Raw genomic sequence first — 17413 nt, forward strand, 5'->3', positions numbered from 1 at the left:
GTCCAAGATTTATAGATTCATTGCAATTATCCTTAAGTTTTTGCACCAGAACCGGATTTTCATTTTATGAAAAAACGATATTCTTTTTGTAGAAAAGTACAAAAAGGATATCGTTTTTTAGCACTATAGAAACTTTTTATTATTTCAGGTATCTTTTTATGTTAAATAAAAATTATTTCACACCAACAGCATCAAATGCTTTGTTTACAGAGGTAACCTCAGTTGATTGTGTTCCATATAAATCTGCAGCTGACTGTACAAGGGCTTGTCTTGCTTGAGAAAATGTTGCCGATTCTGTTAGATATTGAGTATTTGCGAGATAAAAGATTTTACCCATTTTATCTTTACCAATACCATTTACAGTTACTCCATAATGAGTACCACCCTCTGCAATGAGATACGCTGCTTTATTGATAATCCCACTATTTGTGTGTACTAATTTGCTTTGATTCGTTCCTGTATAACGTTTAGAATAATGGTCTGGATCACCGTATTGTGTTGGATCACTCATAGAACGAAGGGCTTGTCCTGATTGAAAGTATAAATCTTCCCCAATTAAATAATCAGGTTTTGAATTATTATAATATTCAATTAACGTTCCAAAAATATCTGACATTGCTTCATTAAGTGCGCCAGATTCATCTTGATATATTAAATTGGATGATGACTCTGTTACTGCATGTGTTAGTTCATGACCAACAGCATCAATTGCAGCTGTAAATGAACGTGTTGATCCATCTCCATCTCCATATACCATTTGTTTTAGTTCCGGACTCCAAAATGCGTTTCCATACTGTTGTCCAAAATGAACAGATGAAACAATTTTAGACCCATTTCCGTCATAGGAATCTCTTCCCTGAAGTTTTTTATAATAATCATATACTATTCCTGCATAAGTATGAGCATCTACAGCTGCTTGTGCATTTTTGCTTGTAAAACTGTTAGTGCTATTACTAAAAAGGACACCTGGAAGAAGCGAAGTATCATCATCACTTCCTTTATTTTGTGCATCATATGTATAAATTCCCTGTCCACGTGTTTTATCTACTAAATAATAAGTATTATTAGATTTTAAGAGGTTCAAATTTTGGGTATTTCCAAATGAATCTTTTCCTGTCCCAGTTGTTACTGTTCCGGTAATAGTTCTTGGATTTTTTGCTGCATGTAAAACTTCAATATGATCTAGGATTTTTCCAGACTCTGCTTCAACAAAATAATCATGGCTACCTGGTTGTGGGGATAAAAATCCTAAATGAACATGATATGCATAGGATACTGTGTTATCTTTTGCATATACTACAAGTTCAGATGTTGGTTTCACATCATAGTTTGGTTTAAACCCTAGTTCCTTTTCAGCAATAGACACTGCCTCATCAGCAAAGATTTTTTGATTTGTTTGTTGTAATTTTTTATCTAAATCAGGAATTACGGTTCCAGAAAAAACAGTTAATACTCCTTTATCATCAACATGTGCAACTTGTGTAGATCCCCATACTGGAACACCATTATATGTTTGTTGTAATCGAACAACTTTTGTACCTAATTTATCCCCATCTTGTTTTTTCACAGCGAATGATTCTTTAGCACTTTTTGTACCTAGTTTATATTTATCCTTATTTTCATCAATATAACGAAATACTACATCCTCAGTTTTTGTTGAAGATGGTGTAGTCAGCTGTCCAGAAATAAACTCTGGAGACTTGATGGTCTCATTATACTTCTCTGTAGACAGCACATTATTTGATGTAGCGGCATAGCTAGGTGTCGGTAAACTAATTGATGTAGCAATAACACCAGCTGACAATAAAACTGCTAAACTTTGTTTCTTTGTTTTCATGTTTTTTTCTCCTTTGTTTTTACATCCTGTTTTAGACAGAATATTTATATTTTTTAAAAATTATATTTATATATATATATTCTGTAAAGGTAGTTGGTTGTAAAAAATGGGAAAATATTCATATAATTTAGGTGGGTTTACTTATAGTTTTGGTTGTGCAAGACTTTAAAGTGTTGAGTTTTCTAAGTTTTCATAATGAATATGCAATTTTGCATATTATATAAATATAAATTGAGAAATAGATATGCTATAAAAAATTCGGTTCTGGTGCAAAAATAAATTATAAAAAAAGTAGGACCTGAATTTCCTACTAAATTACAGATTATGATGGGTTCTGGTGCAAAAAGATAATGAAGAGTAAGAAGAATGATTCATTCCTAACGGAATGACTGTTTATGCGGTAAGGCCAAAGAGAATATTAATCAGTTGTATCTGCTTTTGGACAGACTTTTCCCCATGGAAAGTGTGTCCTTTTCTAATCATATGCATAGCTTCTATTCCAGCAAGTGTTTTGGTTGCTGTGTGAAAAGATTGAAATCCTAGCATATACCGGACTCGTTTTTTGATAAATCGATGGTCTTGTTCGACAATGTTGTTTAGATATTTCACCTGTCGAAACTTGATTCCTGCTGGTAAGTCTCCTGCTTTTTGTGATTGTTTCACAGCTTTTGGATAGGCTGGGTTTTTATCAACTGTGAGGACACGAGGTTTTGAGGTATGATAAGAAGCTAAAGCCTTTTTGAAGAAACGTTTAGCTGATTTTGCTTTTCTATTTTTACTTAAATAAAAATCAACGGTGTTTCCTCCGGAATCCACCGCACGATACAAGTACATCCATTTTCCTTGTACTTTGATATAGGTTTCATCGACACGCCAGGAATCATTTGTTTTCTTTAAATGACGACGAACGCGTTTATCTAGCTCCGAGCCATATCGATGAACCCAACGCATAATCGTTGTATGAGAAATGGATAAACCACGTTCCTCCATCATTTCCACCAAATCTCGATAACTTAAACTGTACCGGAGGTACCATCTAACTGCTAATAGAATAATCTCCGGCTCATAATGCTTCCATTTAAAATCCACTGGTTTTTTCATCGTCGTACACGTCCTTTATTTATGAATATTTTCAGTGTACACAATGATAGTATTTTTTGCACCAGAACCAGCATTTGCATATGTAAGGGACTATCTTATAAAATACAGTTAAGAAAAGAAAGACAGGGAGAGGAAACCCATGTCCACAAAATTAGTAAATTTACGAATTGATTTTGCTTTTAAACAGTTATTTGGAACAAAGGGGAATGAAGAAATCTTAATTGGATTTCTAAACGCTATCTTAGAAGAATCTTTAGATACACCTATTTCATCACTACAATTGGAAGACCCACATCTCCATAAATCTTATGAAGATGATAAGTTATCCATACTAGACTTATTAGCAACACTCGACAATGGAACGCAAGTGAATATTGAGATTCAACTCCGAAATACACATGATATGGTAAAACGCTCTTTATACTATTGGAGTAAGCTCTATACATCCCAAATGCAAGAAGGGATGCCATATCGTTCACTTCGGAAAACAATTACCATTAACTTATTAGATTTCATATTATTTTCTTATGAAGATTCATTTCACACCATCGGACAATTATGGAATTCGAAAACACAACAGGTTTTAAGTGACGATATTGAAATCCATTTTGTAGAGATTCCAAAATTAGTGAAACAATGGCGTGAAGAAAAAGTAAATCCATGGGAAAATACATTTGTCCGTTGGATGTTATTGTTACCAGCCCATGAAGATGAACACTTAACTCAGACATTGGAGGAGATTGCGATGAATCAAGATCCAATTTTACAAAAGGCAATGCATAAATGGGAAAATATGAGCCATGATTCTTCTTTCCGAACAGCTTATGAAGCTCGTGAGAAAGTACTTCTAGATGAACAAGCTAAAATAGCTCATGCTCATGAGGAAGGTAAAGAAGAAGGTAAATTAACTGAGCGTGCACAATTAATTCGTGGTATGCATAAAAATGGAATGCCGTTAGAAGATATTGCAAAGTTTACCGGTCTAAGCACAGACGAAATACAAAAAATACTATTATAATATGTATCATTATAAAAGCTTTGCGAAAGATCTCGCAAAGCTTTTGATTATTGCACTCGCATTCTTGTACTCTGTATTGTCTGTGCTCTATTCTTCCATCCAATCGCTTTTCTTTAATTCAATTGGATCAGTATAAAAAACACCCGTTTTTCCATCAGCATGTTTTGTTTCCACTTTCAAACGATACATTCCAGGATGTACAATTTGTCCCCCCCAACCGGTCCAAATGTCAAAATCTTCATATGTGTTGGCTGGTAATTCTGAATGATACCAATCTGTGTCCCAATATTTCCATTTATCATCAATTAATTTTTCGGTTCTGGTACAAATATATGAAGAAGAACGCGGATAATAGTAGATTCCTAGTGAAATCGTATTTTATGCTATAAGTCCAAACACTTGGTGGATGAACTCTTTTTGATTTTGGACAGACTGATTGGTCTTACCCCCGTCAAGTGGACAGCTGTAAAAAAAGACTATGCAGCCATCGAGATTCGATATTCAATCGGAGCTCGATGGTTAAGCCTTTTTTGGAATCGTTTGTAGTTGTAATGATAGATGTATGTTTCAATAGCTTGAATTAGTTCTTCCTTTGTTTGATAATAATTAAGATAAAACATTTCAGATTTAAAATGAGAGAAGAATGATTCAATGCAAGCATTGTCATGGCAGTTTCCTTTGCGGGAGTGGCTGCCGATGGCGCCTAACTGTTGAAGCGTACGGTAATAAGCATGAGATGTATATTGGAATCCTTGATCTGAGTGGATGATGGTTCCATAAACATCTCTTTTTTGTGCTGCTAAATCTAACGTTTTTAGGACAAGTTGTAAATCATTACGATGTGAGAGTTTCCAAGCAACGATTTCATTGTTATAAATGTCTTGAACGACCGAGAAATAGAGAAATTTATCTTTGAATGACAAATAAGTGATATCTGTGACAAGTACCTCATTTGGTTTGCGGTTTCGGAATTGTTGTTCTACTACATTCGGAAAAACCTTTGAGGATTTCCCGTTAAAAAAGCGTCGCTTTTTACGGATGATTGATTGAATTTGAAGTTCTCGCATAAGTCTACATACTTTTTTGTGGTTCACTAAAAATCCAGCCTCTAGTAAGGCGATTTTCATGCGAGGATAACCGTATTCCTTGTGTTTTATGTGAATGGCTTGAATCTGTTCACGCAATGTATGATCCTTTGAAAGGCGTAATTGTCTTTGCGTACATGTTGAGCGCCACTTATAGTAGCTAGATCGATTTAACTGCGCAATGACGACCAGCCAGGTTACTTTGTATCGAGAACGTAGTTCTTCAATAATCTCGTACTTAGCCGTTTGAGCAAGAACACCTCCTATAGATTTGGATACTGCTTTTTTAAATAAGCCACCTACGCCTTGTAGTATTCCAATTCTTCTTCCACACTATCGAATTTCGTACGAGGACGACCTTTCAAGAGGTTTTTCAAGTCGTTATTGCCGCCGTTGTTTCCCCGCAAGTCTGTAATATCGCCTGTTTCTTGATATCTCCGGACCCAATTCATTAACTGTGTTCTACTTTTCAGCTTATATTTCTTAGCTATAGCTGTTTGGCTACCTTCACCATTTAAATAACTTTTTACAACTTGTATCTTTAATTCATCTGAATAAGTTTGAAATTTATCCCCTTTTTTAACCATAATAAAATCCCCTCCAAGTAAAAGTGTAACATCCATGTTTATTCATGGTCTTTTTACACTGTCTACCTTAAGGGGATAATATCAGATTCCGTAAATTAATCTGTCCCTTTTTTATCATATGCATGGCTTCAACACCACTCAATATAGAAGTTGCAGTTTTAAATGACTTAAACCCCAACATAGAACGCACACGTTTCTTAATAAAACGATGATCTTGTTCCACTATATTATTGAGATACCTAACTTGCTTTATCTTTATGCCTTCGGGCATATGTTTCTCTTCTTTCAACGCTTGAATCGCTACAGGATAGGCAGGGTTTTTATCTACTGTTATCACACGAGGTTTAGAAATGTACGAAAAAGCCAAGGCTTTCTTGAAAAAGCGCTTGGCTGCTTGTTTATCTCTTGATTTACTTAGATAAAAATCAATGGTATTCCCTTCTGAATCAACGGCACGATATAAATACATCCATTGCCCTTTCACTTTAATATAAGTTTCATCGACTCTCCATGAATCATTTGTTGTTTTAAGATGATGTCGTACTTTCTCTTCTAATTGAGGTCCATATTGATGAACCCATCGCATAATCGTTGTGTGAGCTATGGATAAGCCTCGTTCCTCCGTCATTTCCACCAGGTTACGGAAGCTCAAATTGTACCGTAGGTACCACCTTACTGTTAATAAGATTAGTTCCGGCTGATAATGCTTCCATTTGAACAAATTTTCCTTTTCCATATCGATCACACACCTTTTTCTAGAGTAATACTATCAGTATGTCCAAGTTTAGGAGATTACTTGCAAAAGTTTTAGAGTTTTTGCACGAGAACCTTTAATTGATAATCAATGGTATTACTTTAATGAAAGTGGAGTTACTCATAATGGCTGGTTAAGCTATAACGGAAGCTGGTATTACTTTGTTGCTGGAAAGATGCAAACAGGCTGGGTACAAGATAAAGATAATTGGTACTATCTAAATGAAGATGGCACGATGAAAACTGGCTGGATACAAAATAAAGGGAATTGGTATTACTTAGATGAAGATGGGCGTATGTCTTTAAAGTTAAAAACTATTAATGAAAAGACATATTACTTTGGTTATGAAGGGGTTATGTCTACAGGATGGATAAATTTTGGTAAATCCGATGCTGATGCAGTATGGCGTTATTTCATAGAAGATGGTTCTATGGCTACGGATTGGAGAAAAATTGAAGGTAACTGGTATTACTTTGATAACTCCGGATATATGGCTACTGGATGGAAGAATATCAATGGAAAATGGTATCAATTTGCCGATAATGGCGTTATGATATGACAAAAGGCCTTTTAAATTGAATATATGACACCAGATATCTATTTTAAGATATTTCTATAATGAGAAAAGACACCTGAGAGGGTGTCTTTTTGGGTGTTATCCCTTCTTATTAATCTAGAAAGAATAACGTTTTTAACAATAATGGGTAGTAAATCTTCTTAAGTTGATGGATGTGGGGTCCTGCCACATCACCATCAAGCTAAGAAAAGCGAATACCCCAAAACGAAAAAATTGACATCTTCAGGAGAAAATGTGCATTTTTTTGTTTTGGGGTGTTATAAAATTCTTAAGTTGATGGGCATGTATGGTGATCCCTATTAAGAATTCTATAATAAATGTTTGATTTCTAGCACAGCTTGGTAACCAAAATAAATACCAAAACCAATTAAAATAATACCTGCTGAAATGGAAATCCATTTCATAACAACACGATTTACAAAGCGTCTACCTAAATGAATGGATGTAGCCATAAATAAATCCCACAACATAATACCTGCAAAAATAGCTGTACTATACCATAAAGCCTGTTCTTTCCCAATCGTATTTATTGCATTAGTGAGAACTGAACCATAAATCCCTATCCAAAATACAATGTTTAGTGGATTTGAAATAGCAATGGCGAATCCGGATAGAAAGGATTTGAAGGGATGTTCCTTTTCGCCTGTTAAAGAATGCTGTACTTGTTTAGGAGCATCTTTAATACTTTCATATCCTAAGTAAAGCATTGTAACAAAACCAAAAATCCAAATACAAAGTTGGGCAATTGGAGTCGTTAGATATGTCGAAACACCAAAATAAATTAGTAACATCATAATTATATCTGCTGACATTGCGCCTACTCCTACCAACCAGGCACTCCAAAAACCATTCTTTATTCCTTTATTTATTTGAGCTACATTAATTGGACCTACAGGAGCAGAAAGAGAAACTCCTAACAATATATAGCTAAATATCATGCTAATCATATTTCTTTGCGCCTGTAATAGGACATCTTACTACACTTTCATCATTCGTCTCGGGTAACATATATTGTCTCCATTCGTATGAATCTTTTGTACCATAATCACCTATATCAGGGTGAATTGAAATGTCATCATATGCTAACAATCGTTTTCTAATGACTTTACGAACTTGTTTCCCTTGTTTTGTATCGCCTGTAATATCATCCAGGGTTCCTCGAGGTTGTAAAGTAATTTCGAGACCAGTGTCTGTGTATCTACTCTTTCTCTCAGCATAAATAGGAGCTCTACAGACCACAAATATGGGTTCACCCGCAAAACAAAATTCCCACTTAGCATGATAAGGGTCTGTTGGTATCTCTGAATTCCATGGTTCAGGGTCATGTTTTATTAAAAATTGTAGTACGTTCCAGAATTGTTTTTTATACTCTTCAGCCATCAATTGTTTATCTGAAGGCTTGAAAAATATTACGAGTGTAGTTCGTTTTGCAATTTGTTGATATGTTTTTATATATTCATAAATCCCATCTCTAAGTTTCATTAACTCTCTTTCATCATAGGCCGAATCGGCAAATAAGTATCTGGACCATCCATGTTTCTCAGAATCTACTGCAAAATAGCAAGGGAATGGCTTAGAATTATCCATAATGCTAGTATGAAAATTATTGAAAGATTGTATTTTCCAATCTTCTAAGAAGTCTATACTTTGTTCTTTAAGAATTCTTTTTTGATCATACAAATAAGATTTGGTAGATTGTATTACCATGCTAGCTCCTCCTTAGTATGCCTATAAATTTATTATTTTTTCTCATAAAATAAAATACTATTTTTCACTATATCTAAAATTTTATCGATATCTTTTGTGTGTATTTCAATTGTTAGCTCAGGTACGCCTGGAGATAGTAGAAACTTATTATAGTTATAAATTTTTCGATCTATAACTAGGGTAATTTCCTCTTGATATCCGAATGGTGCTACACACCCAGGAACACAAGAAGTTTTTTCAATTAACTCCTCTTCTGAACAAATAGAAATTCTCTTGCCTGTTAGCTCTTTCATAAGTTTTGAATCTAATTTTTCTCCCTCAATGGTAACAAGTACATAATTGTTTCCAGATTTGTCTTTTAAAAATAAGCTTTTACTTGGGACTCCTTCCAAGTTGAATCTTTCTCTAATCTTTCTATCTGTATCATAATTTAAAATTGGTTCATGTTCATATTGTGAATAAGGTATATCGGCTTCTTCTAAAAGTTGTATTACTTGATTATACATATTCATTCTCCTTTTGCATTTTTTTTACTGAATAATACGCTTTTTATATCTATATAACTAATATTTTCTTAATAGTTCCAAATAAACAATTGGAGATACTTAGATTAATGGTAATAATAAGCATTTATCCCTTAATATTCTATATTAGGAATATATCACAACTTTTTTGCTGTTTTTAAAAATTTTAAACTTTTCTTATGTAATAAAGTATTGATAAATATTTTTCTGATTTCTTTTCGGGTTTTGAGTGTCTCTAAATGAAAACTCTTACGCAAAAAAGACCACTTAAGGAAATTAGTGTTCTTTTTTTATTTCATTTTGGAGGAATGTATTTTAGTGAAAAATCTTGTTTATCTTGTAGCTACTCCATCAGTAAAAGGGGTACCGCCACATCGCTATCAAGCTAACAAAATAAAATAACCCCTAAAATGAAAAAATACGCTATTTATAATGTTGCTTTTAAATAAAGTCACGGTGTTTTAAAAAAAGATGCGATGTTTTGAATGAAGTTAAACCGTTTGTAAAAATGTTTAATCAAAATCCTGTCCTGAAAAGCTGGACTTTATTCTCTCCTGGTATTAATGAGTAAAAGGAATTTCGTATTGAAATGAGAAATAATACATTATTATCTATTAATGAAGGAGAAAAGACAAAACGAATAGCATTAATTTAATAAAATGAGGAGGATTATTTTGAGCAATCGAGTTTTAAACCTTACTAAAGCAATTCATAACATAATAGATGAACAATTTTCTGGAGCTATTTACATCAAGGATAACAATGAAGTCTTATTTGAATCAGCATTTGGTTATGCGAACAGGGCTGATAAAAAATTGAATACTGTTCATACACGCTTTGGAATTGCATCTGGCTGTAAGTTGTTTACAGCTGTTGCTATTTGCCAACTCGTTGAAAAAGGTTTATTATCATTTGGAACTCGTCTTGAAGATTGTTTGAACATAAAATTTCCGCATTTTAACAAAGACATAACAATTCATCACCTTTTGACTCACACTTCTGGAATACCGGACTATTTTGATGAACAAGTAATGGATAACTTTGAAGACCTTTGGAAACAAACACCTATGTATCTTTTGAATGACGTAAAAGATTTTCTTCCTTTATTTCAAAAGGAGAATATGATGTTCCAACCTGGAGATAAATTCCACTACAATAATGCTGGATTCATTGTTTTAGGTTTAATCGTAGAACAACAATCAGAACTTTCTTTTACCAACTATATTGAATCAAATCTCTTCCAACGATGTGGTATGAGTGATTCAGGATATTTTCCTTTAGATCAACTCCCTAAAAACACTGCCTATGGGTACATAGATAATAAAGATGGAACATGGAGAACGAATATCTACTCTATTCCGATAAAAGGTGGAGCTGATGGGGGTGCTTTTATCACACCATCAGATATGATCAAATTTTGGGAAGCATTGTTTAATCATCAGCTTTTGAGTAAAGAATGTACAGAAATACTTTTGAATTCACAAATCCATGTTAAAGATGGGGTAGATTATGGATATGGACTTTGGATCACTAAAAATGAAGAATCTATAATTAAGTATCATGTAATGGGATATGACCCTGGCGTAAGCTTCCATTCTGCTTTTTATCCTAAGTCAGGAATCAAGATAGTATTACTTTCAAATAAAAGTTCCGGATCCTTTGAAGTAATGAAGGGAATTGAAGAAATTTTTGAGATATAATCAAACTTTTTTATAAAATAATGATTCAATTGAATATATTAAGAGCGTGTTTTGATCAATCTTTTTTCAAAACACGCTCTTTCTTTTTGAGCATTTATCAAGGTTATTAGTATCAATTTGATCAATCTTTATTCCAAAGCTACACGCCATCAAGCCAATGACAACAAATATCTCATAACAAAAGATTTTTTTAAGTTAATGGATGTGTAGCAAGACCCCATAAATAAAAAAGATAAGACCAGAGTTGGTCTTATCTATGGCATAAGGAGAAACAAATAGGGTGATAACCATCACTTTTTTATCATATTACATTAACTGTTAATTTTGAATATTATAGATAAAAACAGTGACAATATCCATATTGAGAAATTTATTACTAATTTGTTTGTACAGTATCAAAAGGTACACCTTTTGGAACGCTGGGAATTACATGAAATATACGTTCCAAAACCTTAAAAATCCACTTTTGAAACGTACCTAAAAAATAGACACCTTTTGAAACGAATTTGCTATAATATGTATTATAAAACATCAAGAAAAGGAGATTCTGATACATTGAATAACAGAAAATTCGGATACATCCGTGTGAGTAGTAAAGAGCAAAACGAAGGTAGACAGCTAGAAGCGATGAAACAAGTGGGTATTGATGAAAGGGATATTTTCATTGATAAACAATCTGGTAAAGATTTCAATCGCCAAAAATATCAACTTGTAAAAATGATGTTACGGGAAGGAGATATTTTATATGTACAATCATTAGATCGTTTTGGGAGAAACAAAGAAGCGATTTTAAATGAATGGAAGGATATCACTAAAAATATTAAAGCCCACATCGTTGTAATTGATATGCCTTTATTAGATACAACTAAGTACCAGGACAACTTAGGAAATCTTATTACAGACCTTGTACTTCAAATTCTTTCGTGGCTTGCTGAAGAAGAGCGATCAAAAATAAAATTTCGACAACAAGAAGGAATACATCTGGCTAAAAAACAAGGGAAACATCTCGGAAGACCGAAGGTAGAAATTACAGATGAATTTATCACTGCTTATAACGCTTGGAAAACAGGTACGATAACTGCTGTAGAAGCGATGAAACAAACTAATCTATCTAAAACTACATTTTATCGACTTGTGAAGAGATTTGAAAATAAAACGTAAAAACAAAGTTGAGGGGGATAAAAGTGGGTAGAAATGAATTATGTTTTTGTGGTAGTGGCAAAAAACAGAAAAAATGTCATGATGATGTAGATCCGAATAGTTATATAGGGGTCACCATACATAGATAACGCTTTTATATGCTGTCGTTATCTGACTTTTCTCCTACCTTACATCAATAAATTCAGATATAATAAAATGTATAGTTACAACAATTTATTATTAGGAGGTGTAATTATGTCATTTGCAGCATGGAGTGCAATTTTTATGGCCTTAATTGGAGCAATGTCCGGAGCAATATTTGGTACAATCTCTTCTAGAAATAAGAGCAAAAATACCAACTAAAAAACCTAATAATAAAAGTTAATACCTATTTCAGTGACAGCTGATACATCCTTAAAATTCCAGCTGTCACTTTCTCTTTAAATAAGGATTTTATTTAAATTTATTTATAATCCCTCTAACTAGGGGTACCGTCCATGCCCATCAACTTAAGAATTTTATAACGCCTCAAAACGAGAAAAATTACGGATATGTTTATCTAAAGAAGGGGGGATTAACTTGAGAAAATGTGAGCCAAGCTCAAGATATTGAGCTTGGCCCTTAGGGGTGTATTTTCTTAGTGATTGTAATTCATATTATCACCTCCTTTAATGGATATTTGGAGAACAAAAATTTAAAACACATAATAAATTAACTAATATTGTTAGGAAAAAGAAACTGGCAACAACTCAATACCTCTTGAAGTAGCTGTGATCCTACGTGTTGGGCGTCTCAATAATCGTAAACGACTCGACTCTTCTAAAAGACATAAAATCAATTCTTTAATTGCTAATTTACCAAAAAAAGTTCCTACACATGTATGTGGTCCCCAACCGAACCCCAGATGTGGATTTTTTGAACGGTCAAGAATTATACTATCAGGTTCAGGAAACACTTCCGGATCCCTATTGGCTGCAGCAAACAGTACTACAATTACATCACCTTTCTGAATTGTAGTTTCTCTAATTTTTGTCGTTTTGGCAGCTATGCGACCCGTTCCTTGTGCTGGTCCATCAAAACGAATTAATTCATCCACCCCAGTGTCAATTAAAGATTTATCATTTAACTTATTAAATACTTCTGGGTGTTCTAATAGAGCAAGTACGACATTACCAAATACAGCATATAAAGATCCAAAACTTGCATTAAACATCGTACCAGTTGTATTACGAATGTAATGCTCAGGAACATTTGTGTTTTGAGCATGTTTCCTAATGTATGAAACAATTCCTGGCCTATCTTCAGCAGCAAACCACTCACCAACAAGAGCATTGAGTTTTTCGCGTGCTTGATTACCTGGTTCAATATTCTCAGGTCTTAGTCCTGAATCCATTTGTCGAGTAATAGCTTCCGATATTTCAAGAAAAGAATCCAAGTTTGGCTCATCAACACCAAGCGTAATTGCTGTCATACTTAATGCTAGCGGAGCGGAAACCTCTCTCATAAAATCAAATTCATTTATTGATTTGTGTTTTTTTAAAATATCTTTAATTAATACATGTATTTTCTCTCGAACATTATTAATATCCTGTGAATTAAAAGCTCTCGTTAATAGATTACGCAAAGGTATATTGTCAGGTGGATCCAAAGATTGAACATTATGACGTACATCTGGAATTTCAACTCCAACTCGTCTTCTATCAGTTGTAAACACTTCATGATTACGTAGCACTTCTTTACAATCATCGTATCTTGTTAATACCCATGATTTCATTCCTTCATGCCAATAAACGGGAGCGTTCTCTCTTAACTTTTTATAAATAGGATATGGATTCAATAATGTTTCAGGATCGAGAGGATCATATTTAAGTTCTATTTTTTGTAACATAATCGTCTCCTTTCACAAGAAATAATGTTTTTATCTTTTTCTATAAATTAACAAGAGCTCTCCTAATCACCAATACCATCCTTAATTGTCTCCTCACGAAGGGATTCTAATTTGGAAATTGATCGAATCTTATTAACATAAATAGGAGCAGCATGAGTTATGCTAAATTCACTAGCTATTATTGCACTCGCTAAAGAGATGTCAGTAAACTTTTTTCCTTTCTTATTAAAACTCTGTAGTTGATTTATAATTGATAAATCAAATTTAACATTTTTAGCGTAAATGTAAATATTTTGAATTTGTAGAAATATTATTTTTACTATTATGAATATTGTGACATATACGATTTTAATTTTGAACAAAGTTGCGATGTTTTACCCCTTTGGATCTGTTGGTTCTGTTGCAAAGTTTGAAAAAAGCATAAACAGGTTGGTAAATGAGGAATAATGTTTAGGAAGTAGCTAGTAATTGTTGAAGTTCATTGTACGTTGAAAAGGCGGAGTCTCTTTGTAGACTTCGCCTTTGTTTATATAGGGCATGAATGGTCTCAATACCTTTTATTGTACGTGAAGCATGACGAAGATTTTGAAATCCTGCGGATTTGGCAAAACGTCTCTTTACATGCCTATGATCTTGTTCAATAAGATTGTTTAAATTCTTGTAAAATAATTGGCTCCTTTCATGGAGCTTTTTTTGTGGCTTTGAAATAGAGGTGAACTGTTTATAAAAAAGTCGATTATCCTTTAGCGTACGAAATTCGCGAAATGTTGGTGCTACCTCTTGTAGTTCCATTCCTTTTGTCTAAATAAATTTAAAAACATATTGTTATATTCTTAAATTCATAATATAATAAATTTATAAAATTCTTAATATTCAGAAAAATAAAAGGAGGAATTATTATGACAATCGCAATGGCAGTTTTAAAATTTTTAGGTGGAATCATTCCATTCCTACAAGAACTTTTAAAAGCGTTCATGTAATCTTTACTTCTTTATAATGAATTATCATCATACAAATGATCTGTTTATCAAGGCTAAATTGATGTACAGATCATTTGTGTGAGTCTAAATAGTAAAAAGGCTTATTTCCTCAAAAGGGCTAAGTCTTTTTTATTATTTCTTGTGAAAAATATATAAATTTACTCCTTTCCAAATACATTTAAGAATTATAGTTATCTATAACCATAATTTTATACTTATAGGCGTACCACCAACATTTTAACGAAAGTATACGCTGAAGATATGCAGGATTTCATGCAGATTGCGAGAATGGTTTGAACTACCAAATGCTATTGTGATAGTAATGTATGAAACCTTGCATACAGAGAAGAGAACAGAAAACTGGAAAACTCTTGGTATGAATGGCTTTCTGGGATTTGGTTACTACTGATAATAGGCGTTATGTTAACCGATCATGTATATCCTATACAACCAAAATTACACAACATATCACTTTTTCTGAATGGTATAATTAGGAAAAAGGGAGAAACTCAATGAATTTTCTCATAGAAAGTTTTGATGCTATATTCAATATACTGTATACGTTTTTTTCAAAGGGAATTTGGATAGTCCTGTTCTTCTTTTTCCTGAATAAGTTGTACGAGAGCCAAAGATTGGCGGCAACATCACATGTGATTACTGCCGTTCTTCTTGGGCTTTATCTCTTATACATTATTTTTAAGACCACTATACCACTCTTTTTAATAGAGAGAAGTTTGCTCTAAATTTTAGGAGGCATTGAGATAAACATGGAAGAATCATTCAAACAACCTGCATATTTGCCGATGGAAGCAGAAGTGCATGATTATTTGATTTATGGGTCAAGTCTTGTGATTTTTGTTGCTTTGGTCGTCCTTGTTTATGGAATGCTTAAATACAAAAGCAAAGCCGTAATTTGGTTTATTCTCCACCTTACCGCATTCTCTATTAGCTTGTTTATTCTACTCAGACTTTTGCTTGGACCTAACTTGTCAGACTACAATATGGAGTCGGAAAATAACTCTGTTCAGTTAGCACTTGCGGGGATTTCTTGGATGATTAGTATATTTTTCTTACTAAAGGGAGTTTTCAAATTACTTGCTCGACAAAAATAATCAACTTCCGTTTTCGATAATTATGTAAATGAGCTGTCCATATGGGCAGCTTATTGTATTTTTTGTAAAATGACAATAAAATTGTTGAATTTCCAAAGGAGTCGTTACATTTACAATAAAGTTATTTAAAAATGTCAGTGATGGTATTCAATTAACGAAATAAAGTTTATTCAGTTAACTGAGCAGTTTGATTAATACATAAAGGAAATTAAGCTGGTTTCATAGAATTAATTAGGCAATTCATTATCTTGGAGGAATGACTGAATGGCTGAATTGATTTACCATGTTGCGGTTTCACTGGACAATTTTATTGCGGATCAAGGTATGATAGAAGGAAATATTAATAATTCTCTCTTTTTATTTGAGGGGGATCATGTCCCAGACTTTTTAGCAGATATTCAGGAATACGATGCCGTGTTGATGGGGGGGAAAACATATGAGTTTGGGTTTCAATTCGGTGCTAAACCTGGTGAACCTGGATATAAGGGCATAAAACATTACATATTTTCAAACTCCATACAGTTTGAGGCAAACGAGGAAGTTGAACTTATTAAAGGAGATGCTATAGGGTTTATTAAGAACCTCAAAAAACAATATAACGGTAAAATTTGGTTGTGTGGAGGCGGAGAATTGGCTGGGTCGTTGTTTAAACATAAACTTATTGATCAATTAGTATTAAAGGTTAATCCAATTATAGTCGGTGAAGGTATTTCTCTATTTGGTAGCGTAAAACCACGTCTTAAATTAAAGTTAGTGGACATGAAACAGTATTCTAATGGAGTTATCAAACCTACTTACAATATTATTTATACTTAGAATTATCATGGAGAACTACTTTTTTAAATTAATTTTAAAAAATAAAATTTCATCCAATTGTTCCACTATTGCAGAAGAATACTTAACTTATTAAAAAACTTTATTGTTGCTGATTTTTTAAAAATTAGAGAGGGATAAATAAAATTAAACAACTATTCTAAACATCGTTCGATTGTTCGGACGGTGTTATGCGTGTTTATAGCGTAGAAATTAAACAACTTTATTATCATTACACATTTTTTGCTTAGCGTGTTTTTTTCCAAAATGTTGGCGGTACCCCATGCCAATCAACTTAAGAAAACAAATCCACCCCAAAACGAAAAAAGTGAACTTAATTATCATGAATAAATGTGGCGTGAAAAATGTTGTTATGGGCATATTTCGAAATCTTAGGGAGAATAAAAAAAGATATTGTTATATTCTTAAATATGTAATATAATGAATTTATAGAATTCTTAATATTCAGAAATTTAAAGAGGAGGAAATAATATGGCAATCGCAATGGCAGTTTTATCATTCTTAGGTGGAGTAATTCCACTGGTAGCAACACTTCTAAAAGCATTCATGTAATAGAATTCTCTGCACTT

The 17413-nt window shown here is 33.1% G+C and carries 15 protein-coding genes and 2 pseudogenes; 7 read left to right on the forward strand and 10 right to left on the reverse strand.

Translation table 11 applies throughout. From position 1 onward, the window contains the following. Nucleotides 1-172: 172 nt before the first annotated feature. Nucleotides 173-1837, reverse strand: a complete 1665-nt coding sequence (locus tag NSQ40_RS28495) for a M4 family metallopeptidase (protein WP_003204929.1) — start codon at nt 1835-1837, stop codon at nt 173-175. Nucleotides 1838-2230: 393 nt separating this feature from the next. Further along, nucleotides 2231-2938 (reverse strand): IS6 family transposase, encoded by a 708-nt coding sequence (locus NSQ40_RS28500; RefSeq protein WP_098927649.1) that lies wholly within the window; start codon nt 2936-2938, stop codon nt 2231-2233. A gap of 139 nt (nt 2939-3077) precedes the next feature. Here NSQ40_RS28500 and NSQ40_RS28505 point away from each other — a divergent pair, with 139 nt between their 5' ends. Continuing rightward, nucleotides 3078-3956 carry an Rpn family recombination-promoting nuclease/putative transposase gene (locus NSQ40_RS28505; protein WP_098159511.1) on the forward strand — a complete coding sequence of 293 codons (879 nt, stop codon included), beginning with the start codon at nt 3078-3080 and terminating at the stop codon, nt 3954-3956. A 476-nt stretch (nt 3957-4432) separates the two neighbouring features. On the opposite strand, the gene NSQ40_RS28510 is transcribed toward NSQ40_RS28505, so the two are convergent. The 3 genes from NSQ40_RS28510 to NSQ40_RS28520 are packed head-to-tail and all read right to left on the reverse strand — an operon-like array spanning nt 4433 to nt 6364. Continuing rightward, complete coding sequence (locus tag NSQ40_RS28510) at nt 4433-5362, reverse strand: IS3 family transposase (protein WP_341286184.1); 930 nt, start codon at nt 5360-5362, stop codon at nt 4433-4435. Then, on the reverse strand, nt 5341-5664 hold the full coding sequence (locus NSQ40_RS28515) for a transposase (protein WP_341286181.1): 324 nt from the start codon (nt 5662-5664) through the stop codon (nt 5341-5343). The genes NSQ40_RS28510 and NSQ40_RS28515 overlap by 22 nt, the downstream gene beginning before the upstream one ends. 31 nt (nt 5665-5695) lie before the next feature. Then, nucleotides 5696-6364, reverse strand: a complete 669-nt coding sequence (locus NSQ40_RS28520) for an IS6 family transposase (RefSeq protein ID WP_341286182.1) — start codon at nt 6362-6364, stop codon at nt 5696-5698. 94 nt (nt 6365-6458) lie between these two features. On the opposite strand from NSQ40_RS28520, the pseudogene NSQ40_RS28525 reads away from it, so the two are divergent. Beyond that, nucleotides 6459-6941 (forward strand): annotated as a pseudogene (locus NSQ40_RS28525) (glucan-binding protein); the annotation flags it as partial. Between the two features lie 326 nt (nt 6942-7267). Here the strand turns inward: NSQ40_RS28525 and NSQ40_RS28530 are convergent. The 3 genes from NSQ40_RS28530 to NSQ40_RS28540 are packed head-to-tail and all read right to left on the reverse strand — an operon-like array spanning nt 7268 to nt 9172. Beyond that, nucleotides 7268-7906: a LysE family transporter gene (locus tag NSQ40_RS28530; RefSeq protein WP_033796786.1), complete on the reverse strand. Its 639-nt coding sequence runs from the start codon at nt 7904-7906 to the stop codon at nt 7268-7270. Beyond that, nucleotides 7899-8666 (reverse strand): YqcI/YcgG family protein, encoded by a 768-nt coding sequence (locus NSQ40_RS28535; RefSeq protein WP_003204157.1) that lies wholly within the window; start codon nt 8664-8666, stop codon nt 7899-7901. Before NSQ40_RS28535 ends, NSQ40_RS28530 begins: the two co-directional genes overlap by 8 nt. A gap of 32 nt (nt 8667-8698) precedes the next feature. Next, nucleotides 8699-9172: a YbaK/EbsC family protein gene (locus tag NSQ40_RS28540; RefSeq protein ID WP_033796787.1), complete on the reverse strand. Its 474-nt coding sequence runs from the start codon at nt 9170-9172 to the stop codon at nt 8699-8701. A 677-nt stretch (nt 9173-9849) separates the two neighbouring features. Between NSQ40_RS28540 and NSQ40_RS28545 the strand changes: the two genes are divergently transcribed. The 3 genes from NSQ40_RS28545 (at nt 9850) to NSQ40_RS28555 (ending at nt 12179) form a co-directional block, all read left to right on the forward strand. Continuing rightward, complete coding sequence (locus tag NSQ40_RS28545) at nt 9850-10890, forward strand: serine hydrolase domain-containing protein (protein WP_003204164.1); 1041 nt, start codon at nt 9850-9852, stop codon at nt 10888-10890. Between the two features lie 555 nt (nt 10891-11445). Continuing rightward, nucleotides 11446-12051, forward strand: a complete 606-nt coding sequence (locus NSQ40_RS28550) for a recombinase family protein (RefSeq protein ID WP_098159452.1) — start codon at nt 11446-11448, stop codon at nt 12049-12051. A 23-nt stretch (nt 12052-12074) separates the two neighbouring features. Next, nucleotides 12075-12179 carry an SEC-C metal-binding domain-containing protein gene (locus NSQ40_RS28555; protein ID WP_080740819.1) on the forward strand — a complete coding sequence of 35 codons (105 nt, stop codon included), beginning with the start codon at nt 12075-12077 and terminating at the stop codon, nt 12177-12179. Nucleotides 12180-12754: 575 nt separating this feature from the next. Here the strand turns inward: NSQ40_RS28555 and NSQ40_RS28560 are convergent. Together NSQ40_RS28560 and NSQ40_RS28565 are read right to left on the reverse strand one after the other, a co-directional pair. Continuing rightward, nucleotides 12755-13918: a cytochrome P450 gene (locus NSQ40_RS28560; protein ID WP_097787522.1), complete on the reverse strand. Its 1164-nt coding sequence runs from the start codon at nt 13916-13918 to the stop codon at nt 12755-12757. Nucleotides 13919-14368: 450 nt separating this feature from the next. Next, nucleotides 14369-14578: pseudogene (locus NSQ40_RS28565) on the reverse strand (DDE-type integrase/transposase/recombinase); the annotation flags it as partial. A 1087-nt stretch (nt 14579-15665) separates the two neighbouring features. Between NSQ40_RS28565 and NSQ40_RS28570 the strand changes: the two are divergent. Further along, nucleotides 15666-16010 carry a hypothetical protein gene (locus NSQ40_RS28570; protein WP_098159454.1) on the forward strand — a complete coding sequence of 115 codons (345 nt, stop codon included), beginning with the start codon at nt 15666-15668 and terminating at the stop codon, nt 16008-16010. 264 nt (nt 16011-16274) lie between these two features. Beyond that, nucleotides 16275-16826, forward strand: a complete 552-nt coding sequence (locus NSQ40_RS28575; RefSeq protein ID WP_003202991.1) for a dihydrofolate reductase family protein — start codon at nt 16275-16277, stop codon at nt 16824-16826. The last annotated feature ends 587 nt before the right edge of the window (nt 16827-17413 follow it).

Origin of the sequence: Bacillus sp. FSL K6-6038, from assembly GCF_038050455.1 — a bacterium.
GTDB lineage: Bacteria > Bacillota > Bacilli > Bacillales > Bacillaceae_G > Bacillus_A > Bacillus_A pseudomycoides.